General features: G+C 58.8%; 21 protein-coding genes. 9 read left to right on the plus strand and 12 right to left on the minus strand.

Going from position 1 to position 23,533, the window contains the following annotated elements; translation table 11 throughout:
• Nucleotides 1-88: 88 nt before the first annotated feature.
• From galU to ACR0J5_RS12890, 5 genes are all read right to left on the minus strand, one after another.
• A complete protein-coding gene (gene galU / locus ACR0J5_RS12870; protein WP_480653942.1) occupies nucleotides 89-982 on the minus strand; it encodes a UTP--glucose-1-phosphate uridylyltransferase GalU in 894 nt (297 codons plus the stop codon).
• Between the two features lie 284 nt (nucleotides 983-1,266).
• Entirely contained in the window at nucleotides 1,267-3,072 is a 1,806-nt protein-coding gene (locus ACR0J5_RS12875) for an ABC transporter ATP-binding protein (protein WP_480653944.1), read from the minus strand.
• A gap of 1 nt (nucleotide 3,073) precedes the next feature.
• Nucleotides 3,074-4,003, minus strand: coding sequence for an ABC transporter permease subunit (locus tag ACR0J5_RS12880; protein ID WP_480653946.1), 930 nt, complete (start codon nucleotides 4,001-4,003; stop codon nucleotides 3,074-3,076).
• A gap of 12 nt (nucleotides 4,004-4,015) precedes the next feature.
• Nucleotides 4,016-4,939, minus strand: a complete 924-nt coding sequence (gene oppB / locus ACR0J5_RS12885; RefSeq protein WP_480653948.1) for an oligopeptide ABC transporter permease OppB — start codon at nucleotides 4,937-4,939, stop codon at nucleotides 4,016-4,018.
• A 66-nt stretch (nucleotides 4,940-5,005) separates the two neighbouring features.
• Nucleotides 5,006-6,634, minus strand: coding sequence for a peptide ABC transporter substrate-binding protein (locus ACR0J5_RS12890; protein WP_480653950.1), 1,629 nt, complete (start codon nucleotides 6,632-6,634; stop codon nucleotides 5,006-5,008).
• A gap of 48 nt (nucleotides 6,635-6,682) precedes the next feature.
• Between ACR0J5_RS12890 and ACR0J5_RS12895 the strand changes: the two genes are divergently transcribed.
• Nucleotides 6,683-6,982 carry a hypothetical protein gene (locus ACR0J5_RS12895; protein WP_480653952.1) on the plus strand — a complete coding sequence of 100 codons (300 nt, stop codon included), beginning with the start codon at nucleotides 6,683-6,685 and terminating at the stop codon, nucleotides 6,980-6,982.
• 55 nt (nucleotides 6,983-7,037) lie between these two features.
• Here ACR0J5_RS12895 and ACR0J5_RS12900 read toward each other — a convergent pair whose 3' ends face one another.
• A complete protein-coding gene (locus ACR0J5_RS12900) occupies nucleotides 7,038-8,270 on the minus strand; it encodes a lytic murein transglycosylase (RefSeq protein WP_480653954.1) in 1,233 nt (410 codons plus the stop codon).
• A 250-nt stretch (nucleotides 8,271-8,520) separates the two neighbouring features.
• Here ACR0J5_RS12900 and ACR0J5_RS12905 point away from each other — a divergent pair, with 250 nt between their 5' ends.
• From ACR0J5_RS12905 to ACR0J5_RS12920, 4 genes are read left to right on the plus strand one after another with little or no spacing between them, the layout of a single operon-like run.
• The gene (locus ACR0J5_RS12905) at nucleotides 8,521-9,408 is read left to right on the plus strand and encodes a cytochrome ubiquinol oxidase subunit II family protein (protein ID WP_480653955.1); all 888 of its coding nucleotides are present in this window, start codon (nucleotides 8,521-8,523) and stop codon (nucleotides 9,406-9,408) included.
• A complete protein-coding gene (locus tag ACR0J5_RS12910) occupies nucleotides 9,405-11,489 on the plus strand; it encodes a cbb3-type cytochrome c oxidase subunit I (protein WP_480653957.1) in 2,085 nt (694 codons plus the stop codon). The genes ACR0J5_RS12905 and ACR0J5_RS12910 overlap by 4 nt, the downstream gene beginning before the upstream one ends.
• Nucleotides 11,486-12,118: a cytochrome c oxidase subunit 3 gene (locus ACR0J5_RS12915; RefSeq protein ID WP_480653959.1), complete on the plus strand. Its 633-nt coding sequence runs from the start codon at nucleotides 11,486-11,488 to the stop codon at nucleotides 12,116-12,118. The genes ACR0J5_RS12910 and ACR0J5_RS12915 overlap by 4 nt, the downstream gene beginning before the upstream one ends.
• The gene (locus ACR0J5_RS12920; RefSeq protein WP_480653961.1) at nucleotides 12,111-12,437 is read left to right on the plus strand and encodes a cytochrome o ubiquinol oxidase subunit IV; all 327 of its coding nucleotides are present in this window, start codon (nucleotides 12,111-12,113) and stop codon (nucleotides 12,435-12,437) included. Before ACR0J5_RS12915 ends, ACR0J5_RS12920 begins: the two co-directional genes overlap by 8 nt.
• A gap of 50 nt (nucleotides 12,438-12,487) precedes the next feature.
• Here the strand turns inward: ACR0J5_RS12920 and ACR0J5_RS12925 are convergent, their stop codons facing one another.
• Complete coding sequence (locus ACR0J5_RS12925; RefSeq protein WP_480653963.1) at nucleotides 12,488-12,853, minus strand: fluoride efflux transporter FluC; 366 nt, start codon at nucleotides 12,851-12,853, stop codon at nucleotides 12,488-12,490.
• On the minus strand, nucleotides 12,850-13,257 hold the full coding sequence (locus tag ACR0J5_RS12930; protein WP_480653965.1) for a fluoride efflux transporter FluC: 408 nt from the start codon (nucleotides 13,255-13,257) through the stop codon (nucleotides 12,850-12,852). Before ACR0J5_RS12930 ends, ACR0J5_RS12925 begins: the two co-directional genes overlap by 4 nt.
• A gap of 197 nt (nucleotides 13,258-13,454) precedes the next feature.
• On the opposite strand from ACR0J5_RS12930, the gene ACR0J5_RS12935 reads away from it, so the two are divergent.
• Entirely contained in the window at nucleotides 13,455-15,035 is a 1,581-nt protein-coding gene (locus ACR0J5_RS12935; RefSeq protein WP_480653967.1) for an FMN-binding glutamate synthase family protein, read from the plus strand.
• Nucleotides 15,036-15,057: 22 nt separating this feature from the next.
• Here ACR0J5_RS12935 and ACR0J5_RS12940 read toward each other — a convergent pair whose 3' ends face one another.
• Genes ACR0J5_RS12940 through ACR0J5_RS12955 form a run of 4 tightly spaced genes read right to left on the minus strand, consistent with a single transcriptional unit; the run spans nucleotide 15,058 to nucleotide 18,968 of the window.
• On the minus strand, nucleotides 15,058-15,708 hold the full coding sequence (locus tag ACR0J5_RS12940; RefSeq protein WP_480653969.1) for an ABC-type transport auxiliary lipoprotein family protein: 651 nt from the start codon (nucleotides 15,706-15,708) through the stop codon (nucleotides 15,058-15,060).
• Entirely contained in the window at nucleotides 15,705-17,021 is a 1,317-nt protein-coding gene (locus tag ACR0J5_RS12945) for an MlaD family protein (protein WP_480653971.1), read from the minus strand. The genes ACR0J5_RS12940 and ACR0J5_RS12945 overlap by 4 nt, the downstream gene beginning before the upstream one ends.
• 14 nt (nucleotides 17,022-17,035) lie before the next feature.
• Nucleotides 17,036-17,842, minus strand: coding sequence for an ABC transporter ATP-binding protein (locus ACR0J5_RS12950; RefSeq protein WP_480653973.1), 807 nt, complete (start codon nucleotides 17,840-17,842; stop codon nucleotides 17,036-17,038).
• 1 nt (nucleotide 17,843) lies between these two features.
• Nucleotides 17,844-18,968, minus strand: a complete 1,125-nt coding sequence (locus tag ACR0J5_RS12955; RefSeq protein ID WP_480653975.1) for an ABC transporter permease — start codon at nucleotides 18,966-18,968, stop codon at nucleotides 17,844-17,846.
• A 262-nt stretch (nucleotides 18,969-19,230) separates the two neighbouring features.
• Between ACR0J5_RS12955 and ACR0J5_RS12960 the strand changes: the two genes are divergently transcribed.
• The 3 genes from ACR0J5_RS12960 to ACR0J5_RS12970 all read left to right on the plus strand — a co-directional run bounded on the left by ACR0J5_RS12960 (nucleotide 19,231) and on the right by ACR0J5_RS12970 (nucleotide 23,446).
• A complete protein-coding gene (locus tag ACR0J5_RS12960; protein WP_480653977.1) occupies nucleotides 19,231-20,763 on the plus strand; it encodes an alkaline phosphatase family protein in 1,533 nt (510 codons plus the stop codon).
• A 116-nt stretch (nucleotides 20,764-20,879) separates the two neighbouring features.
• Complete coding sequence (locus ACR0J5_RS12965) at nucleotides 20,880-22,745, plus strand: PAS-domain containing protein (protein ID WP_480653979.1); 1,866 nt, start codon at nucleotides 20,880-20,882, stop codon at nucleotides 22,743-22,745.
• Nucleotides 22,745-23,446, plus strand: a complete 702-nt coding sequence (locus ACR0J5_RS12970) for a response regulator transcription factor (RefSeq protein ID WP_480653981.1) — start codon at nucleotides 22,745-22,747, stop codon at nucleotides 23,444-23,446. Before ACR0J5_RS12965 ends, ACR0J5_RS12970 begins: the two co-directional genes overlap by 1 nt.
• Nucleotides 23,447-23,533 lie beyond the last annotated feature (87 nt).

Genomic DNA, 23,533 nt, shown 5'->3' on the forward strand with positions numbered 1-23,533 from the left:
TTAACTTGAGACACGAATACCCTGCCACGCCTGCGGCGTTCTCGGGACATTCGTGTCACAGAGTGATTCAGGTAAAACCCGAAACGCTCTATTGTGCGGCCTGACCCGTGGCAACGACATCGTGCAGATACTGGCTCAGGTCGTCGCGCAGATCGTCGCGGGCCAATGCAAAGGCCACCGTGGCTTGCAGGAAACCCGCCTTGGAGCCACAGTCAAAGCGCTGGCCATCAAACTTGTAGCCAAAGACCGGAACACCGTTGCCAATGTCTTCTGCGATCGCGTCGGTCAGCTGGATTTCGCCGCCGCTGCCTTTTTTCATCTGATTGAGGTTGTAGAGAACCGATGGTCCAAGAATATAACGCCCAATCACAGCCAGATTTGACGGAGCTTCTTCCGGTTTGGGCTTTTCGACCATGCCGCGCGTGCGCACCACGGGGCCGATATTGTCGCCCACGTCCAACACGCCATATGCGCTGGTCTTGTCGGCCGGAACCTCCATCGCGGCGACCATATTGCCGCCGGTTTCCTCATAGGCTTCGACCATTTGCTGCAGGCAGGGTTTTTCAGCTGCGATCACGTCATCGGGCAACATTACGGCAAAGGGTTCATCTCCGATCAGGCGACGGGCGCACCAGACAGCATGCCCAAGACCCAACGCCTTGTGCTGGCGGATATAGGCAATCGCGCCGCTTTCCATGTTGGTCGCGCTCAGCGTTTCCAGTAGCTGGTCTTTGCCCTTGTTCTTTAATTCCTGCTCAAGGACCAGATTGTGGTCAAAATAGTCTTCCAAAGCGGATTTGCCGCGTGAGGTGACAAAGATGAACTCGGTGATGCCGGCGGCGCGCGCCTCGTCGATGGCGTATTGCACCAGCGGACGATCAACCAGTGTCATGATCTCTTTCGGCACCGACTTTGTTGCAGGCAGGAAACGTGTTCCCAGCCCCGCGACGGGGAAGATCGCCTTTGTGACCTTGCGTGCCATATAACCTCTCAAGCTACTAAAGTAATGTTTGACAGCGTTTTTCTAACGCGCCCTCTTAGGACCTGCGGCGTGAAGTTTCAATGCCGCCGGGGTTGTGCGCTGCCGGTTCCAAAGATCGTGCCACCCCAACGGGCGAGAGTCAAAACGATCAACGGGCCGACGGCGGGACTCTGCAAGTTTTTTAGGCATTGCCATAAATTCGGGCGGATTGGGCGGCCGAAATTATGTCAGTCCAAATCTGGTCCCCCCAAAGCCCGCGAACAAGCCCAGGGGGGATAGGGCGATCAGGCCCCGTTCATGATGGTCTCTAACGGGTCATGTTCGGCCACGAAATGATCCGGTCTGATTTCGGCCAGTTGCGGCACGTAATCGGTGTCGCCATGCGCCAAACGGCTGGGCAGAAACCGCAGCGCCGCTTTGGGATCCATGGGCGAGGGCAGCTCGCCAGGCAGTTTCAGACGCTGCCGGGTCCGTTCGACATCCGGGTCGGGGATCGGCACGGCCGAGATCAACGATTTGGTGTAGGGGTGGATCGGATCAGAGCAGATCACCTCACCATCGCCCAACTCGACGATCCGGCCCAGATACAGAACCATGATCCGGTTGGACACCGCGCGCACTACGGACAGGTCGTGGCTGATGAAGATCATCGACAGCCCGAATTCCTGCTGCAACTCACGCAGCAATTCCACGATTTGCGCCTGAATCGACACGTCCAGCGCCGAGACCGCCTCATCACAGATGATCAGCTTGGGTTTGTTGATCATCGCCCGGGCGATGCCGACACGCTGGTTCTGACCGCCAGACAGCTCATGCGGGTAGCGGTTGATCATGTTGGATTTCAGCCCGACCCGCTCCATCATCTGCGCGACCATGTCCTTGCGTTCCCGATCAGTCAGATCGGGACGGTAGGTTTTCAGGGGTTCCGCGATCGAGGCCGAGATGGTCATCCGCGGATCAAGGCTGGCCAGCGGGTCCTGGAACACGATCTGCAGGTCCTTGCGGTACTTGTTGAGCTCATGGCGTTTTAGCCCGACAATGGGATGTCCCAGCCAGCTGACATTGCCCGCGCTGGGTTCGATCAGCTGCAACACGGCGCGGGCCAGCGTGGACTTGCCGCAGCCGGATTCGCCCACTACGCCCAGCGTTTCGCCCTTGCGGATGTCAAAACTGACACCATCCACGGCTTTCAGAGGCACTTTGCGCCCGAACAGCCCGCCTTTGACGTGGATCGGAAAGTGAACCTTGACGTCATCGACCTTGAGCAGCGGGTCGTCGACCTTGTCCAACGCCTTGGGCGCGTCGCCCGCATCGATGCGCGGCATCGCCTCAAGCAATGTGCGGGTATAGGCATGCTGCGGTGCGCGGAATATTTCGCGCGTGTCTCCGGCCTCGACAAACTGACCAAGGCGCATGACCTGAATACGGTCACACATGCGGGCCACCACGCCCATGTCATGGGTGATCAGGGCAATCGCGGTGCCTTCGTCCTTTTGCAGGCGCACCATCAGGTCCAGAATGTCGGCCTGAACGGTCACGTCCAGCGCCGTGGTCGGCTCATCCGCGATCAGCAGCTTGGGGTTGCACAGCATCGACATGGCGATCATGACGCGCTGGCGCATGCCGCCCGACAGCTCGTGCGGATACTGATCCAGACGCCGCTTGGCTTCGGGAATGCGGACGCGGTTCAGCCATTCCAGACAGCGTTCGCGCGCGGCGGAACCTTGCAGCCCTTCGTGTACCTGAAGCACTTCGCGCATTTGCTGCCCGATCCGCAGATGCGGGGTCAGGGCGGTCAGCGGGTCCTGAAAGATCATCCCGACGTCCGAGCCGCGGATCTTGTTCAGCCTGCCCACCGGCAGGTTCAGGATTTCCTTGCCATTCAGCATGGCCGATCCCAACGCCCGCCCCGCGGGCGGCAACAATCCCATCGCGGCCATGAAGGTCTGGCTTTTGCCGGACCCGCTTTCACCGACGATCCCAAGGCATTCGCTGGGGTTGATGTCGAAACTGATGCCTTTGACGGCCTCGACCACGCCATCGGGTGTGTCGAACTGGACGCTCAGGTCTTTTATGGAAAACAGGCTCATATCAGCGATCCTTCGGGTCCAGAGCGTCACGCAAACCATCACCGATGAAGAACATCGAGATGATGATGGCGACATAGAATGCCAGCGGGTACATCAATTGCCACAGGGTGCCATAGGCCATCGTGCCCGCCCCTTCGGCGATCAGACGCCCCAAGGATGTATAGGGTTCAGAAATGCCCAGCCCCAGGAACGAGATAAAGCTTTCGGTCAGGATCATCTCGGGCACCAAGAGCGAGGCATAGACGATCACCACGCCCAGCAGGTTCGGCAGAATGTGGCGATACATGATGGTGAATTCGCTGACACCTGCTGCCCGTGCAGCTTCGATGAATTCGCGGTTCTTCAGGGTCAGTGTCTGTCCCCGCACGATCCGCGCCATGGTCAGCCAGCCCACCGCACCAAGGGCGATGAACAGCATAAAGAACGACCGCCCGGCCACGACCAGCAACAGGATGATGATCAGGGTTGCCGGAATGGCCAGCATGATGTCGACAAAGCGCATCATGGTGCTGTCGACCCGACCGCCGATGTAACCCGCAGCGATGCCATAACAGGTGCCCACGATCAGCGCGGTGGCCGCCCCGATCAGACCCACCAGAAGTGAGGTCGTTGTGGCCTGAATGACGCGGCTGTAGAGGTCGCGCCCCAGATCATCGACCCCGAAAAAGTGTCCGGTTTCGATTGAGGGCATACCCATGCCCCGCACGTCGCCCATGACGTTCCAGTCGATTTCCTCGTTGCTCCAGACCGCGAAATACGGCCCGATGATCGTGAACAGCACGATCAGACCCAGTATGAAAACGCTGGCCATCGCGGCCTTGTTGCGCACAAAACGCATCCGTGCGTCTTGCCAGAGCGAGCGCCCCTGAATGACCGTGTAGTCCGTGACATCTTCGGCCAATTGGGCGGCTTTTTGTGATTTTCCTAGCATTTGCCTGCCCTCTTAGTACCGGATTTTCGGGTCGAACCAGGCATAGGCCAGGTCGGTCAGAAGGTTCACGATCACGGTCAGCGCGCCGTACAGGATGGTGACACCCAACAACACCGCATAGTCGCGCGACAGGGCAGAGCTTACGTAGGATTGCCCAAGCCCTCCGGTCGAGAAATAGATGTCCACAAACACCGATCCGGTCAGCACATAGACAAAGACCGGACCCAGATACGAGACGACGGGCAACAGCGTCGGTTTCAACGCATGACGCCAGATCACGGTTCTGGTCGGCAGACCCTTGGCACGGGCGGTGCGGATGAAGTTCGAATTCAGAACCTCCAGCATCGATGACCGGGTGATCCGCGCGATGGACCCCATATAGGACGTTGCCAACGCGATGACGGGCATGATCAGGTATTGCCATTGACCCCCGTTCCAGCCGCCACCCGGCAGCCATCCCAGCCACAAGGTAAAGGTCAGGATCAGGATCGGACCCATGATGAAGTTCGGCAGCGCCTGCGCCGCGATCCCCAGACCCACGGCGAAATAGTCGATCCATGTATTGTGTTTGATCGCAGCCGCGATCCCAAGACCTACACCAATCGCGGTCGCCACCAGAAACGACAGCGAGCCATAGGTCAGCGAGATCGGAAATCCCTGCGCGATGATGTCATTGACGTCCCTATCCTTGAACTTGAAGGACGGGCCAAAGTCGAAATGCACAACGATGTTGTAGAGGTAATCCCACAACTGCTTCCACAGCGGCTGGTCCAGCCCGTAGCGCGCCTCGATATTGGCCAGCACCGCCGGCGGCAAGGGCCGTTCCGAGGTGAAAGGCCCGCCGGGCGCAGTGTGCATCAAAAAGAAACAGGCGACGATCAGCAACAGGATCGTCGGAATGGCGACCAACAGCCGCCGCAAACTATAGGCAAGCATTTCATGCCCCCGTGTTTATTGGCCCTGCCCCGGATGTGACCGGGACAGGGCGTGGTTCAAAGACGATTACTCGGCGCGTTTGTAGAGGTCTTTCGAGTACCAGTTCTGCTCGACGTTATTGATCGGCCAGTTTCCGACATCGGTGTCCATCATGTAGACGCCCGCATAGTGGTAGATCGGAATAACAGGTGTTTCCTGTGCAATGATCCGTTCAACCTCGGTGTACAGAGGGGCCGGATCGTCCGAGGTTTTGGCCTCGGCCAGCAGCTCATCGACGCGTGCATTGGCGAATTTGCCATCGTTGTAGCCGGAGTCTGACTGAAGCAGATCCAGGAACGTGGACGCTTCGTTATAGTCGCCGCACCATGCGCCACGGGCCAGATCGAAGTTCTGGTTGCCGCGCTCTTCCAGGAAAACCTTCCATTCCATGTTGGCGAGGTTGGCGTTGACGCCCAGTTTCTGCTTCCACATCTGGCTCAGCGCCACGGCGACCTTCTTGTGCGCCTCCGAGGTGTTGTAGACCATCTCAAAGCTCAGCGGATTGTCGGGGCCATAGCCTGCCTCGGCCAGCAGTTCCTTGGCCAGCTCATCGCGCTCGGGCTGGCTCATCGATGCCATTTCCACTTCGGGCACGGTGAAGTTTGCGGTGGCTTCGGGGGCAAAGGTGTAAGCTTGCGGCTGACCGCCTGCCATAACCTTTTCGGTGATGATCGCGCGGTCTACGGCCAGCGACAGCGCCTGACGGACATTGGGGTCCTTGAAGGCTTCGGGGCCGCCCTCGGACACGTTGAACGTGTAATAGTAGTTGCACAGACGGGGGAAGCTGATGGCCTCGTCCGGGTGTTCTTGCTGCAGGCGCGGGAACTGACCGGCGGGCACATCGGTGCGGTCCAGCTCACCTGCCAGATAGCGGGTCAGGGCCACGTTTTCATCGTTGATCACCAGCGCCACGACCTTGTCGAGGATGGTGTTGTCGTTGTCCCAGTACATCTCGTTGCGCTCGCGGGTCGAGCGTTCCTGCGGCAGATGCTCGGTCAGAACATAGGCGCCGTTCGAGACGATGTTTTCCGGCTTGGTCCAGGCGTTGCCGAACTCTTCGATGACCTTCTGCGGGGCAGGGAAGGTCGTGGTGTGCGTGGTCATCTGCGGGAAATAGGGCAGGGGGGTGCTCAGCTTGACCTCGAGCGTGTGATCGTCGATGGCGGTCACGCCCAGCTCATCCACCGGTTTTTCGCCTGCGATGATGGCCGAGGCGTTCTCGATCGACATCAGCTCCATGAACCATGCGTAGGGCGAGGACAGTTCGGGATCGACGGCGCGCTTCCACGCGAAGACAAAATCGCCTGCTGTCACCGGGTCGCCATTCGACCATTTGGCATCGTCACGCAGGGTGAAAGTGTAGACGTCTTTGCCGTCATTCACGGTATAGCCAGTTGCCACACCCGGCACCAGATTGCCGTCTGCATCCTGGTTCATCAGACCTTCGAACAGGTCTCGCACGATGTCGGACCCGTCCACATCCTCAACGATCTGCGGATCAAAAGACGTAGTTTCATCCAGCAGGCGATAAATAAATGTCTGGTCATCCGCCAGTGCCTCGCCGGTTTCGGGATGCGTGCCGGCGGCAAATGCGGCACCGGTAATCATGGTTGAGGCCAATAGCCCCGCCAGCGATGTTCGAATGTATTTGTTCATATTATGGAACTCCCATTTCTAAAGGTTACCCACGCGCATCCGTTCAGGATGACGGCTGGTCACCATGTTTGTCCGACCCAGAGCGAGACCGGGATAGTTTCGAATGTTGCTTTGCCAGATCGCAATGAACACCGCGTCGCAGTCTTTCCGTTTGCAGTCGGGAATGATTTGCGAAAGTTGCCTTTCACTGACGCCGAAGGTGGCATTATTTCAAAAAAGGTTAAAGCCTTTGCCTGGATATTGGCGGGCAACTGGCGAATTGTGAATGAAACATCGGGTCTGCCGAAATATAATAATGAAACTGGCGGACTTCTTGACACTTTCGTGAAGGTTGCATCTAGCGCTTGACCCCTTGGGGCGGTCTTGGCCGTCAAGATGACGCAAGGGCAGGGGCGAATCGCCGTTATTTCAGAACGCTTCTCATTCCGCTTTTGGGGAAACAGGTTGGTGTCTGGCCCGTGCCCTGTTGCCAGCGTCCGATCGATCGACGGGTTTTGTAACCCGGCAAGCCGTCGGCTCCGCCAACATCATGTCCCTGCTTTTCCAATGCCCGTTGCATCCGGGCTATATCGGACCGGTACAAAGTGCCGACACTCTCCCAAGAGGCAGAGAAATCACCGACGCCATATTGAATACGGTCGCCGACATGGCCGACGAACAACGCATAGAGATCGCTTTTGTTGTAATCTTTCAGGACGTAGAAATTTGGCGTGACGATGAAAGCTGGTCCGTGCCGCCCGGCGGGCATCATCAGGAAGCCCGTCCCGGACAATTCGTGTTTCGGAAATGGCCTGCCCGATACCCGTTGCACACCCATCGCAACCCAGTCCTGTATTGGCCTGCCTTGATCCGGCCCCTCCAGCGCGCAGGACACCGATGCCGGGACCTGCACCTCAAACCCCCAATCGCGACCGGTTACCCAGCCGTGTTGCGACAGGAAATGCCCGATTGAGGCGATGGTATCCTCAGGCGATCCCCAAATGTCAGCTGCGCCGTCGCCATTGCCGTCAGTTGCATAGGTCAAGTAGTTCGAGGGCATGAATTGCGGCTGCCCCAAAGCCCCGGCCCAGCTGCTTTTCATCTTACCGGGCGGGGCATGTCCGGCCTCGGCGATTTGCAAGGCGGCGATCAGTTCATCGGTGAAATATGGCGCGCGGGTGCTCATGAACCCTTTGGTGCCCAAAACCTGAAAGGCGTTGTGGCGAATGGGCACCTGTCCGTATCCGCTCTCACGCCCCCATATCGCCAGAATGATACGGCCGGGGACACCCGTTTGCGCTTCGACCTGCGCCAGGGTGGCCGCATGGCGTCGCGCCATCTGTCGTCCGACCGAGGTCGCCCCCTGAACGGAGCCCGCGTTGAAATATCGGCCCGGCGCGCCGAATTCCGCCTGTTTCTGCCGCTTTGGCACTTGGGATGACGTGCCCGGCGGTACGAGATCGGGCAGTTTCCAGTTCAGCGTCACACCATCAAAGGCCCGGTTCATCGTTGCGCGCGAAACGCCCTTGGCTCTGGCCTGAGGCCAGACCGTGTTTTGCAGCCATACCTGAAACTGACGCTCGACCGCATCACGGTCCTGCGCATGGGCACCGGGGGACAAGCAGCAAAGGCTCAGGGCAAAGAGGATCCAACGCATCATGAAAATATGTCGCCGGTCCAGCTTGCGAAGTCAACAATCGCGCTCCGATGCTTTTGATTGCACCATTGCACCGACATGCGTAAAGGCTGTGAGATGCATTGGAAGGTGCCCCGAAAAACCCTTGTGAAAAGTCGAGACTCTGCCGATAGTTGACCGTGAAGAAGGCGGAAGAGGACAATCAGGCGTGGTCTTATTCAGACCTTCAGTGGCGTTGCTTGCAGGTGCGACAATCGCTGCTTGGACACAGATGGCAGGGGCAAGCGACAGCTTCATGGACCCGCAAGGGCCCATTGCGGCGATCCAAAGGACCCATTTGCTGCGCGCGACCCTGTTGATCATGGTTGCTGTTCTGCCCGTTCTGCTTTTGGTGCCGCTGATTGCCTGGCGCTATCGGCGGCGCAAAAGCAGCAGGGCTGCATATCGGCCTAAATGGGACTTCTCCCCAAGGTTAGAGTTTGCGATGTGGGGCGTGCCCGTCCTGATCGTGGCGATCCTGTCGTTCTACCTGTGGAAAGCCACGCACAGGCTGGACCCCTATACCGCCGATTTCGGTCAGACCCCGGCCCTGAACGTTCAGGTTGTGGGTCTGGATTGGAAATGGCTGTTCATCTACCCCGACCACGGCATCGCCACCGTTGGAGAGTTTGGGATTCCGGTCAATCAACAGGTTGCGATGACGCTGACCACGGATACTGTCATGCAGTCTTTCATGATCCCGGCGTTGGCCGGGCAAATCTATGCGATGCCCGGAATGACAACCAAGCTGCATTTGGTGGCGGATACGCCCAAAACGATGCAGGGCGAGAACACGCAATATAACGGGCGCGGCTTTACCAAGCAGAAATTCCTGACCCAGGCCATGCAGCCGCAGGATTTCGACGCCTGGGTCGAAAGCGTCCGCGCCCATGGCATCCCCTTGACGGACCAGACCTACCGGACGCTTGCCATGCGCACGGACCGCGATGAGGTGCAGGCCGCGCTTGGGACGGAACTCATGCCGCTGAACGCGCTGTACTTTACGTTGGAGGGCAGTGACCTGTTCCACTCGATCCTGCACCGGTATCATGGTGGGCAACCCCTGCCGGTCGAACAGCAACCGGGCACGGCCACATTTGGTCAGGAGGCGCAGCAATGACCGATACCGGTTTCTTTGGCCGCCTGAGCTGGGACGCGCTGCCGATTGTCGGGCTGATCCAGTCCCCCAACGCCAATGAGATCGTAGCCAATGCCGCCGGGGGTATCCTGATCCTTGGGGCAGTAGTGGTTGTGGGCTTGCTGACATGGTTTCGTCTGTGGGGGCCGCTTTGGCGTGACTGGCTGACCAGCGCGGATCACAAGAAAATCGGTATCATGTATATTGTCTTTGCCATCGTCATGCTGGCGCGCGGCGTGCTGGAAGGCGTGGTGATGCGCGCGCAACAGGCGGCGGGGCCGGGGGACGGCTTTCTTGAGGCCGAGCATTTTGCCGAGCTTTTCAGCACCCATGGCACGATCATGATCTTTTTCGTGGCGGTGCCGTTTGTATTTGGCATCGCAAACTATCTGATCCCGCTGATGATCGGCGCGCGGGATGTGGCCTTTCCGGTGATGAACCAGATCAGCCTCGGCCTGACCGTTTCAGCCGGTATGATGCTGATGGTCTCGCTTGTGGTGGGTGAGTTTTCGACCGGAGGCTGGACCGCGTACCCGCCCTATACCGGGGCGGCCTTTAATCCTGGTGTGGGGCCGGATTACTGGATCTGGGCTATTGTTGTCTCGGGCATCGGCACCACGCTGACGGGGATCAACTTTGCCGTTACGATCTACAAGCTGAGGGCACCAGGCATGGGTTTCATGCGGTTGCCGATGTATTGCTGGACGATCATCAGCAGCTCGATCCTGATTGTTTTTGCGATGCCGCCTCTGGGCGTTGCCGCGCTGATGCTGGCAGCGGACCGCTATCTGGATTTTCATTTCTTCACCAACGACCTTGGTGGCAACATGATGAACTATGCCAACCTGTTCTGGCTGTTCGGCCACCCCGAGGTCTATTTGCTGGTGCTGCCCGCCTATGGCATCTATTCCGAGGTTTTCGCCACGTTTTCGGCCAAGCGGCTGTATGGCTATACCTCGTTGGTGATTGCGACCATGTGCATTGCGGTGTTGTCCTTCACCGTCTGGCTGCACCATTTCTTTACCATGGGGCAAAGCGCACTGATCAATGCGGTGTTTGGGGTCGCCACCATGCTGATCGCGATTCCGACCGGGGTGAAGGTCTATGACTGGATGGCCACGCTGTATCGGGGGCGCATCCGGTTTTCTGTTCCGATGTTGTACGGGCTGGCGTTTCTGATGCTGTTCGTCATCGGCGGCTTGTCCGGTGTGATCCTGGCCAACCCCACAGTGGACTATCAGGTGCACAACACCCTGTTTCTTGTGGCCCATTTCCACAACGTTCTGCTGCCCGGTGTGCTGTTTGGCCTGCTCGCCGGGTATAATTACTGGTTCCCCAAAGCCTTCGGTTTTCGCCTGAACGAAACTTGGGGCCGGATCAGCGTCGTGCTCTGGACCGTGGGCTTCATGCTGACCTTCCTGCCGCTTTACTTTGTTGGGCTGATGGGGATGCCGCGCCGGTCTTTCAGTTGGGAGGACCCCAGTTTCCACCCCTATATGATCGTGGCCGTGGTGGGCGCACTTGTGATCCTTTGCGCGCTGTTGTCGGTGGTCTTTCAGCTTTGGGTCAGTATCCGAGACAGAGACAAAACCCGTGTGCCGGTGGGCGACCCTTGGGATGCACGTACGCTGGAATGGTCTACGCCTGCCCCGCCGCCGCCTTATAACTTTGCCATTATCCCTCAGATCACCGAACGCGACGATTTCGCCGCCGCGAAAGAGAGGGGGGAGGCCTATCCGAGACCCGAGGAATACGAGGATATTTCGATGCCCCGCAACACCGGGATCGGGTTCATCCTGTGCGTTCTCAGCGGGGTATGGATGTTCGCACTGGTCTGGTGGATCTGGTGGCTGGCGGCACTGACAACCGCGCTGATGCTGCTGGCCTTTATCCTGTGGACCTTCCGGCTGGATACCGAAGAGGTGATCCCGGCCGCCGAGGTGCGCAAACGGCATGAGGCGTGGCTCGATCTGGTGCACAGCGCAACGCCCGTCGACCGCGACTCTGAGACCGCGCCCGAAAACCGCGGACTGGCCCGCCCCGATCTGGAGGCGGCGACATGAAACGCGCGCCGACACATAGCTATCCGGGGATCAATCTTGGCCGCCGTCACGCCAGCGCGCATAAAGCGACCGAGGTTGTGACCTTTGGCTTCTGGGTCTTCCTGATGAGCGATCTGGTCTATTTCGGCCTGATGTTTGCCATCTACATCACCATGATCGACGCGCAGGCGGGCGGGCCGGGCCCGCATGAGCTGTTCGATCTGCACAGTATCTTTGCCCAAACCCTGATCCTGCTGACCAGCAGCCTGACGGTGGGTCTGGCCATGCTGGCGCTGAAATACAACCTGCCGCGCAGGCGGATCGTGTTGTGGTTCGGGGTCACTCTGGTTCTGGGTCTCAGCTTTCTGGTGTTGGAAATCCGCGACTTCATGGCGATGGCGGAAAAAGGCGGCATTCCTCAGCGCAGCGGGTTTCTGTCTGCCTTTTACGGCCTTGTTCCCCTGCACGGGTTGCATGTGGCGGCGGGCTGTTTGTGGTTGATTGTTCTTGGCATCCAGCTGCGTCTTTTCGGTTTGACCGATCTGCTGATGTCGCGCGTGATCCGGTTGGCGCTGTTCTGGCACTTTCTTGACCTGATCTGGATCGGCATCATAACCATCGTGTATTTCGGAGGTCTGACCTATGGATAACCGCAGCGAGATGCACCGGCGCGAGCGTCGGCGGTATATCGTCGGCTATGGCGGCTCTCTGTTACTGACGGCGGCCGTGTTTACCATTGCCTATGTCTTTGGGCTCCAGACCAAGGGCGTCTACCTGTCAATCGCCTTACTGGGTTTGGCGCAGCTGATCGTGCAGCTGGTCTATTTCCTGCATATCGACCGCCGTCGCAGCAGCCGTGAGGACCTGGATCTGGTGCTGTTTTCCACTCTGGTGATCCTCATCATCATTCTGGGAACGGTTTGGATCATGGGCAATCTGGCGGTGCGGATGCACACTTATCCGATGTAACGCCTGCGACTGTTCGCGAACGCTAAGCCGATCAAGGCCCCAGCGCCGGTCTATAGGCGGGTCAGAACCAACCCCGCCCAATACGCCAGCCAGCACAAACCCAAACTAAGCAGGATGTTCCCCGCCGCAAACAGGATCGTTCGTTCGCGCTGCAACTCTAACGACTGGTAGGCAAAGCTGGAAAACGTGGTGAACCCGCCGCAAAATCCAAAGACCAGACGCTGCTCCTGCGCAGTCAGGTCCACGGCGCCACCAAGATACCCGATCCATAGCCCTAATAGCAGGCTGCCCAGAACATTCACGATCAGGGTGGCAAAGGGCAGGCTGTGATGAACCCGCAGGGCGATCCAATGCCTCAGCACCGCGCCCAGACCGCCGCCCAGACCGAACATGGCGTGCAGGTAAAGATCGCTCATTCTGCGGACCTTTCCCGGTGCAGGCGGCGCCCGATAGCCTCACCCAAGACAGCCGCAGCCAGACCCGCGATGATCTCTGCGGTGGCGGCAGAGATTGCTGTCCAGAGATGCGTCTGGGCCATTCGGTCCAGTTCGGCAACAAAGGATGAAAAGGTGGACAACCCTCCGCAGAATCCGACGGCCCCAAGATGCAGTACATGGGCATGCACCCGGTGACGTATCGCATACAACCATCCCAGGACGAAACAGGCGATGACATTGATACCGAACGTGGCCGTCAGCACCGCGGCGCCAGGTATTTGCGCCGAGAACGCCTCGCGCAGCAGCGACCCCGCAGCGCCACCCGCAAAAACGGCAACGAACATTAACACTGTGGTGCGGACAGAGGGTCGGGTCTGTGTCACGGCCAATCATCCTGTCCTGCTTCGCCTTTGTTTTGGCATACATTTTGCCGCCCGCCGGATCAACAGCCGCCAGATTCAGACCTATTCTCACGACCCCGCCCAATTGCGTGAGGCACAGCACAAACGCTTGCAATCAAACGCTGAACTGATCCACCCTTGCACCAAGCTGGTTTGGCGCAACATTGGGAGAGCACGAAATGGTTGTACGCAGACTCTACTACTTTCTCAGTTGCATTTGCTTGCCTGTGGTCTTGCTTTTGGGGTTCTTCTGGTCACCCGCGCATTGGCTGTTGTTCATCCTGATCCCCTATGCGGTGATCGGCCTTTATGACATGCTGACCACCAAGCATAACGTGCTGAACAATTATCCGGTTCTGGGCCATTTCCGCTATATGCTGGAATTCGTCAGCCCCGAAATCCGACAGTATTTCGTGGAAACCAATGAAAATGGGCGGCCCTATAACCGGATCGTGCGCAGCCTTGTTTATTCACGTGCCAAAGGGCAGGTGGATACGCAGGCCTTTGGTACCCAATACGATATTCATACGGTGGGCTATCACCGGGCCAATCACTCGCTGGCGCCCAAGGATGTCGACGAAAGCGAAGAGCGTATCATGCTCGGCGGTCCGCAATGCACACAGCCTTACAATGCGTCCCGCCTGAACGTATCCGCCATGAGTTTCGGTGCGCTGAGTGCAAATGCCATCCGGGCGCTGAATGGCGGGGCCAAGGATGGCGGCTTTGCCCACAACACAGGCGAAGGCGGGCTTTCGCCGCACCATCTGGCCGAGGGGGGCGACATCATCTGGCAGATCGGCACCGGGTATTTTGGCTGCCGTACGTCTGAGGGCGGGTTCGACAAGGACAAGTTCGCTGAAAAGGCCAAAAAGGACGTGGTCAAAGCGATTGAGATCAAACTGTCCCAGGGGGCAAAGCCGTCCCATGGCGGCGTGCTGCCTGCTGCAAAGGTCGACAAGGAAATCGCCGAAATCCGCGGTGTTCCCGAACATCAGGACGTGATCTCTCCGCCCGTTCATTCTGCCTTTGAAGGACCAACGGGGCTGTTGCATTTCGTTCAGCACCTGCGTGAGATGTCGGAGGGCAAACCCGTTGGTTTCAAGCTCTGCATCGGCAGACCGTCCGAGTTTATGGCGATCTGCAAGGCAATGCTGGAGACGGGTATTCTGCCGGATTTCATCACCATCGATGGGGCCGAGGGCGGCACTGGCGCGGCCCCCGTTGAATTCACCAACCGTCTGGGCATGCCATTGAACGAGGCGCTGATCTTTGTGAACAACTGCCTGCGCGGTGTTGGGCTGCGCGGCAAAATCCGGGTGATTTGTTCGGGTAAAGTGGCCACAGGGTATGATCTGGTCGAGAAATTCGCGCTGGGGGCCGATATGTGCAACGCCGCGCGTGCGATGATGTTTGCCGTGGGCTGCATCCAGGCCCTGCATTGCAACACAAACCGGTGCCCCTCAGGCGTGGCAACCCAGGACCCGATAAGGGGCCGCGCGGTGAATGTGCCGCAAAAACGCAAACGCGTGCATCGCTATCATGACGCGACATTGGAAAGCTTTCGCGAGCTTTTGGGCGCAATGGGTAAAGAAAAAGTGGCAGAACTGCATCCGGGCGATATCCGCCGCCGTACGGCGGATGAGCGGGAATGGTCGTATGCCGAGCTTTACACCTTAATCGACACCGGCGCTTTGCTGTCCGACACGGTGCCCGAGGCGTTTGCGGCCGATTGGAAAATGGCCTCGGCCACGCATTTCTGATGAGGTGACGGGCAGGCCAAGGTCAGAATTGGCGTGGGTTGTTCGCCGCATGGGTGTTGATCTTGCGGATACTCCACTCGACCGAGTCGCGCATTGTTCTGCCCAGGGCCTCATCAAAAGCATTGACCAAATCGGGCGTTTGGTCGCTGGGAGAGATGACATATTCGCGGAAGGAATCCGAGGCGATGATCTTGTCTTCGAACTCATCGATAATCTTGATGTTGATCCGCACCTCGACACGGATGGTCTGGTTGCCGTTCTCATCGCTGATCAATTGGCCCTGAAATTCTCGCAAATCCGGGGCGATCACATAGTCTGCACGCAGCCCGACCGTTGAGCGCCCGACGGCCGCTACTTTGCCGCTGTTTTCATAGCTTTCCACCATCAGGGCCTGAACGATCAACGGCGCCCGGTCCACCCAGCGGGCGCGGGGCAGGTACTGAACCTGCAATGGTGTGGGCTGAATGGCGATCTGGTCGGTGTTCACCGCGGCTGTCGCCGTCGGCTCTTGCACGACGATCTGCTTTTTGACCTGCGGCAGTGACGAGGAAAACGTACTTTTCGGTGTCAAAAGATACAGGTCGTTCGGCTTGGAGGCCTGCCGCAGCGTTCCCAGACCCGCACAGCCCCCCAAGGTTGCCAGGGCGAGACCCAAAAGAAAAAACCTGATCATTGGCGAAACTCCGATGCTTGCGTTCCAAGTAGGAAGCGCGCGGGATCACGTTCGACCTTGTCGACCAGCCGGTCCAGACTGATGACAAGACGTTGGGATTCTTCGATGAACCGGACGAATTGCGGCAGACCCACACGCAGGAAATCCGACATTTGCCGGCGGTTATCCTGCACGATCCCGTCGATGGTTCCCAGCAGTTCCGAGGCTGACTTGGATGCGTTGAGAATATCAGCCGAGATGTCGTCAATCCGGGCCGTGACGTTCTTGACGGTCGAAGATACCTCATTTGCGGCGGTGCGAATGTCATTCATCACCGCGCCGATATCTTCGTTGATCACCTTGTTGGCCGAGTCAAACGCGCGTTCAGCCGAGGTTAGCGTGCCCTTGGCGGTCTCCATCGCGCCGGTGATCGAGCCGAGCGTCTTGTTGGCGTTCAGGAACGTCTCGGAAATTGTGGCAATTGCCACATCCGCCTCACCGGACAGGCTATTCAGATTGTCTGCCAAAGTCCCCACCTTGTCGATCACGGGGCGGATGTCCTGCTGAATGACGCGTTCTGCTGTTTCAATGGTGGTATTGGCGCTGTTCAGTGCCGTTGTTGCGGCCTCTGAGGCTGTCTTTACGCTTTTCAGCGTATCGGTGCCGGTGGTCAGTGTCGTTTCCGCTGTATCCGCCAACTGATCCAGACGATCGGTGAAATCGCCCAGTTTTTTGGCGGCCCCCCCCAAATCCGTCGAGAGGTTCTCAAAATCCGTAAGTGTTTTGTTCAGCTTGCCCGAGGCCGAGGCGACGTTGTCCAGAATGTCACTGACAGCCTGTCGGTTCTTATCGTCCACAACCGCGTTGAGGTTTTGCAGCAGCGTGACCGCCTCATCCAGCACTTTCGGTGCACCTTCGAACAGGGACTGGATTGTGCTGCGTTTGCTTTTGATCACGCTGTTCTGTTCCAGACGCTTTCCGCTGGAGGACCCGCCCGACAATTCGACATAGCTGACGCCTGTGACGCCCAGCGATTGCAACTGGGCGATGGTGTCTTCGGTCACGGGAATGTCGGCGTCGACCTCAATCTTTACCCGCACCTTGGACGGGTCATCGTCATCCAGAGTCAGCGAGATGACCTGCCCAACGGGCAGGCCGTTATAGCTGACACCGGCCGCCGCCGACAGGCCAGACACATTGTCGAACAAAACATCGTAATAGGCGTATTGGCGCGACACTTCGAATTTCGCGAGCCAGAGGAAAAAGCCGAACACACCCAGAATACCCGCAAGGGTGAATGCGCCGATCAGGATATAGTTTGCTCGGGTTTCCATGGCCTCTACCTGTCTTACCCCTTCTCTTGCGCCGCACGCGCCCGGGGGCCGGTGAAGTATTCCTGCACCCAAGGATGATCGACTTTGGTCATTTCTTCAATCGGTCCTTCAACCAGAACGCGTTTTTCTGCAAGCACTGCGACCCGGTCGCAAATGGCGTAAAGGCTATCCAGGTCATGCGTGACCATGAACACGGTCAGACCCAGGGCCTGCTGCAGCTCACCGATCAGGTCGTCATAGGCCGCTGCGCCGATCGGATCCAAACCGGCGGTAGGTTCGTCCAGAAACACGATCTCGGGGTCCAGTGCCAGCGCGCGGGCCAGCGCGGCACGCTTGCGCATGCCTCCCGACAGTTCCGAGGGGAACTTGCCACAACTCAGCTGTGGCAGGCCCACAAGGCTGATCTTGAGACTGCCCAAGGCGCACATCAGTTTTTCGCTGATGCCGGTATGTTCGCGCAGCGGGGCCATGACGTTCTGCAACACCGTCAGCGACGAAAACAGCGCTCCGTCCTGAAACGCAACGCCCCAGCGTTTTTCGATGCGCCGTCGTTCTTCCTCGGGGCCGTTGAGCACATCGACGCCCAGCACTTCGATACTGCCGGCAGCGGGTTTGTTCAGCCCCACAATCGTCCGCAGCAGGACCGATTTTCCGGTGCCCGAGCCGCCCACGATGCCCAGCACCTCACCCCTCCAAACATCAAGGTTGAGGTTCTGGTGCACCACCTGCGGTCCAAACTGGTTGGTCAGGTTGCGCACGCGGATCACCGCCTCGCGTTGCGCGGCGGTGTCTGCGGTCTGTTCCAGCACGGTTCCGTCCATGTCAGACCTCCAGCACCGAGAAGAAGATCGAGAACAGCGCATCCAGCGCGATCACCATGAAAATCGCCTGCACAACCGAGGCCGTGGTTCTTTGGCCCACGCTCTGGGCCGAGCCTTTGACTTGCATCGCCTGCCAACAGGCGATCACGCCAATCACCAGCGCAAAGAAGGGGGCTTTGATCATGCCAATGGCAAAATGCCAGATCCCCGTGCTTTCCTTCAGGCGGGTGACGAACATGCCGGGGCTGATGTCCAGATCGATCCAGCTCATCAGACCGCCACCGATCAGGGCGGACATGTCGGCGATAAACCCAAGGATAGGCAGCATGATCAACAAGGCCACGACGCGCGGGATTACCAGCACCTCAACCGGGTCCAGACCCAGCGTGCGCATGGCGTCGATCTCTTCCTGCACCTTCATCGACCCGATCGAGGCCGTAAAGGCCGACCCGGACCGGCCCGCAACGATGATCGCTGTCAGCAAAATCCCTAGCTCGCGCAGTACTGAGATCGAAATCAGCTCGACCACAAAAATCTCGGCCCCGAACTGTTTCAGCTGAGTGGCCCCCTGAAAGGCCAGAACGACACCGATCAGGAACCCCATCAGGGCGACAATCGGAATGGCTTTGAACCCCACCTCTTCCATCTGAGAGACCAGTGCCGCCTTACGCAGCCGCCATGGCATCACGATGGTCCGGCCCAGCCGGTGCAATGTCAGCCCCAAAAACCCAAGGATGGACAGCGTGTCCTTCCAGCCGCCAACCGTACGGGCGCCGACACTGGCGACCCAATCCACAAAGCTGCGGGGTTCGGCCGGGGTTCCGGGGTCCTCGGGAATGTTGCGCGACACGGTGTCCAACAGGGCAGATTGCGCCGGGTTCAACCCTTTGAACTGCACCTCGGCCCCTGCAGCCCGCGCCCGCTGTGCCAGATCGGCCACCAGCCATGCACCACCAGTGTCCATTGCTTCGACCTCTGACAGGTCGAGCGTGACAGTCCCGCCTTTGGGCTGCACGCTGGCAAAGGCGTGCTCGACACGTTCCAGAGACTGCGTCAGCATCTCGCCCGAAATGCGCAGGCAAAGGCCGTTTGCGTCATCATCCGGGTGTATCATGGGCTGCGTCATGGCCGTATGTGAGGGGAAACCGCGTTGCGCTGCAACGGGTTTTTGCAGATTGCCGGGAAATTGCCCGCGTACAATAGCGGTGGTGTGACAAATTGGGTTCGCCAGCCGGATATTCGATGGTCTACCATAATCATTCCAGCGTTTTCCGGGTGTTACACTGTGATCGGCGCTTACAATGCGACACTATGAAAAGGTTGCCCGAACGCACAAAGCAGGCCAAAGATCGCAGCAGAAACGGTTTTCTGAAATCAGGGTCGATCATATGCAAAAGCCCGGAAATGTTCTGTTTATCATCATTGATCAATTACGGGCCGATTGCCTGAAAGGGGCTTTGGCGGACCATGTCGATCTGCCGAACCTGCGGGCCTTTATGTCCGAGGCGGTGACGTTCGATCGGCATTTCTCGGTCACCAATCCCTGCGGGCCGTCGCGCGCGTCGATTCTGACCGGCCAATATGCGATGAATCACAGGTCTGTTCGGAACGGCACGCCTTTGCGCCACGATGCGCCGACCATCGCCAGCGAGATGCGCAAGGCCGGTTATCTGCCGATGCTGTTCGGGTACACGGACACCTCTGCCGACCCGCGCGCCTATGATGCGGGTGATCCGATCCTGAAATCCTATGAATCTCCGATGGCCGGGTTTCACGAGGTTGTCGAGATGCGGCTTGAGGAATCCTATCCCTGGCGGTCCCACCTGATGCGGCAGGGTTATGAGTTTGGCGAATACTGGGATGTCTTCAAACCGGTCTCGCCAACGGGGGCAACGCCCCGGCTGAACGATCCCGCCCTCTACCGCGCCGAAGACAGCGATACCGCGTTTCTGACCGATGCGTTCCTGAACAGCATGGCTGCCTTCACGGATCAGAACTGGTTTGCCCATCTGACCTATATCCGGCCGCACCCCCCGCTGGTGGCCCCGGCCCCCTATAACGATATGTACGATCCTGCGGGTCTGCCTCTGCCAACCGCCTTTGAACAGGCCGCAGAAGAACGCGCGCAGCATCCGTTTCATGGGCCCGCAATGGATAAGCAAACCGCGTCGGGTTTTGTGGAAGGGTTTGATCAGGTCGAACCCACGCCGGAAAATCTGCGTACCTTGCGCGCGATCTATTTGGGGCTGGCGACCGAAGTGGATCATCACGTGGGTCGGGTTGTGCAATTCCTGAAAGACAGCGGCCAGTATGATGACACCCTGCTTGTCATCACCGCAGATCACGGAGAGATGCTGGGCGACCATCACATATGGGGCAAAATGTCGGTCTATGACGCCGCCTATCACACGCCGCTGATGATCCGCATGCCCGGCAATCAGGACAGGGCGGGCGCGGTGATCTCGGCCCCGACCGAGTCGATCGACATCACCCCCACAATTCTGGACTGGGCCGGGATTGCGATCCCGAATGCCATGGATGGCCGCTCATTGATCCCCTTGTTGCAAGGGAACCCCCCCGACGATTGGCGCAGCTATTCGTTCAGCGAGCTGGATTTTGGCTCACCGGAAAGGCCAAGCCTCTGGCAACAGGAACTTGGAACCGGCCACAGCGACTCGTGTCTGGGCATTCTGCGTGACGACCGCTTTACACTGGTCGAGTTTGCCGCTGACCTGCCGCCCCTTCTGTTTGATCATCAGGGAAAGGGTGAGCTGGAAAACGTCGCCGCCAACCCCGATTATGCCACCGATCTTGCCCGGCTGGGGCGCAAAATGTTGCGCCACCGAATGCGGAACATGGATCACACCCTGTCGCTGCATTCGATCACCGCGCAGGGGCCGGTGTCGAAACCCCGGTATTGATCGGTACGGGTTGCCATGTGTCGCGCCTTTGCCCTCTACACCTGTGACAGATCAGGTGCTAGGCATATGGGGCAGAGAGGGCGCCTTTGGACATAACCGAACAGCATGTAAAAGAGATGACAACCGCCGGTCTGAACCTGATCGGACAGGCGCTGTCGATCTATGACAGCAAGTTGCGGCTTGTGGTCAGCAACCGGCCGTTCCAAACGATGTTTGACCTGCCCGATGATCTGGTCCGCCCGGGCGCGCTGTTCAAGGACACAATCCGATACCTGGCGGAACGGGGCGAATATGGCACGGATGCCGATGCCGATGAGATCGTCGCCCTGCGGGTGCAACAGGCCCTGACGTTCGAGCCGCACTACATGGAACGTCTGCGCGCAGATGGCCGGGTTATCTCGGTCGAGGGTGCGCCGCTGCCCAAAGGGGGCTGGGTCTCGGTCTATACCGACATCACCAACACCAAACAGGCCGAGGCCCTGCTGCGCGCCCGGTCCGAGGAATTGTCCGGTCAGCTTCTGGACCGCGCCGAAGAGCTTTCGGCCACCAACCGGCAACTGGCAGCCGCCAATGCCGCGCTGGAAGAGGCCAAGCGCCAATTGACCGAGATCGAAGCCCGCACCCGCATGACGACCGAGATGATGCCGGCCCATATCGCCCATCTGGACCGGAACGGGCGGTATGATTATTCGAACCGCAGGCTCAGTTCCGTCATGCCGGGCCGGCCCTCGGACATTCTGGGCATGCATATCTCTCAGGCGCTGGGGGCTTCGGCCTTTACGCGGGTCGAGCCGCATTTGCAGAAGGCTTATGATGGCGAAGCCTCGGTATTCGAATTTACCGAGGATCAGGATTCCCGCCGTCTTCGTGTGTCGTTCTCATCCGATGGAGAGGGCGGGGTGTATGTCCTGTCTGTTGACATCACCGAGGAAACGCAGGCCCGCGTTGCTTTGCAACAGACCCGGCGAAGGGCGATGGCGGCGCAGATGACCAGTGGGATCGCGCATGATTTCTCGAACCTGCTGACAATCATACTGGGCATGCAGTCGCGTCTGGACAAGATGACCCTGCCTGAGGAGGCCCGCGAACTGGTGGCCGCAACCCAACAAACAGCCCGGCGCGGGGGTCAGTTGTTGAACCGGATCGCGGACATGACCGGAAACCGCACCTTTCAGCCCAAGGCGACCGATATGAAAGGCTTGCTGGAGGATTTGCGCATTCTCGCCTCGCCTTCTTTGCCGCGCGGCGTAGGCCTGTCCGTGGTCAATACGTTGCCCGACAAACCCCTGATGCTGGATCCAGGGATGGTACAGGACGCGCTATTGAATTTGGTGCTGAATGCGCGTGACGCCTGTGGTGCAACGGGCCAGATCACGATCAGCGCCCATAAGATTGGTGATATCTGGGTTGAGATCGCGGTTTCAGACACTGGATCGGGGTTTGCCAAAGAAGCCCTGGAAAAGGCGCTGAACCCGTTTTTCACCACCAAGGGCAGCCAGGGATCGGGGCTGGGTCTGCCCATGGTTTACGACACCGTGAAACTGGCGGGCGGCGATCTGAGCCTGCGTAACAACCCCCTCGGTGCAACCGTGGCTATGCGCTTGCCTTACCGTCCGGCCCGCGCGGTCCGGCAGGGTCTTGTTTTGCTGGTCGAGGACAATGAAGACCTGCGGGGACAGTTCCGCGATATGCTGGTAGACATCGGATTTTCGGTGATTGAAGCGACCTCGGCCGACGAGGCGCTGGCCCTGACCGCCGATATTGAGGACATCGCCCTTGTGCTGTCGGACATTCGGTTGGAGGGGCAGGGGACCGGGCTGGACCTGCTGGCACAGCTCAAGCCGGCGCTGCCGCGCGTTCTGATGACCTCATTGCCCTTGTCTGACCCGCTGCACCAGCAGGCGCTGACGCTGGCTCCGGTGCTGCGCAAACCGTTTACCCAAGCGCAGCTTTCTGCCGTCATCCAAGCCGAGGCCGCCTGATGTCCGATCCCCTGGTCACCATTGTCGATGATGAGCCCGAAATCAGACGTGTTCTGACCGATGCGCTGGAGGATGCCGGGTTTCGCACCCAAAGCTTTGCCCGCGCGCGGGAATTCGAAGCGGCGTTAAAACGTGTGACACCCGATGTCTGCCTTGTAGACCTGTCTCTGCCAGACACCGATGGCCTGGCCCTTGTCCACCGTCTGGCGCTTGAACAGGGCGCGGCGGTGATCATTATCTCGGGGCGCGCGCAGGTTCAGGATCGCGTCACGGGGCTGGAACTTGGTGCCGACGATTACATCACCAAGCCGTTCGACCCGGCCGAAGTGGTTGCCCGCATCCGTGCCAGGCTACGTGCGCCACGCATTCAAATGTCACAGTCTGACGTGGCCGGATTCAACGGGTGGACAGCCTATTTCGACAGGTATTTTCTGATTGATGGCACCGGTCAGGAAACACCATTCAGCCACGCGGAAGGCGAAGTATTGCGCCTGTTTCTGGAAAGCCCAAAACGCCTGATCAGTCGCGCCCAGATGCAAGAGGCATTGGGTGGCGCGGCAGGCGAAAGCTTTGACCGGGCGATGGATGTGCGCATTTCGCGTTTGCGCACGAAACTGGGCGAAGACCCCAAGAATCCGCGCCTGATCAAGACAATATACGGGGCCGGGTATATCTTTCTGGGGGATGTCGAGTGGCAATAATGCGCCTATCTTTGGCGAGATAATGAAAGGGTTTCGGTGCCCTCATCCTTAAATTATATCTTGGATACATAATGTTAAGTAGAAAAA

This window comes from Ruegeria sp. BE1, assembly GCF_056538885.1.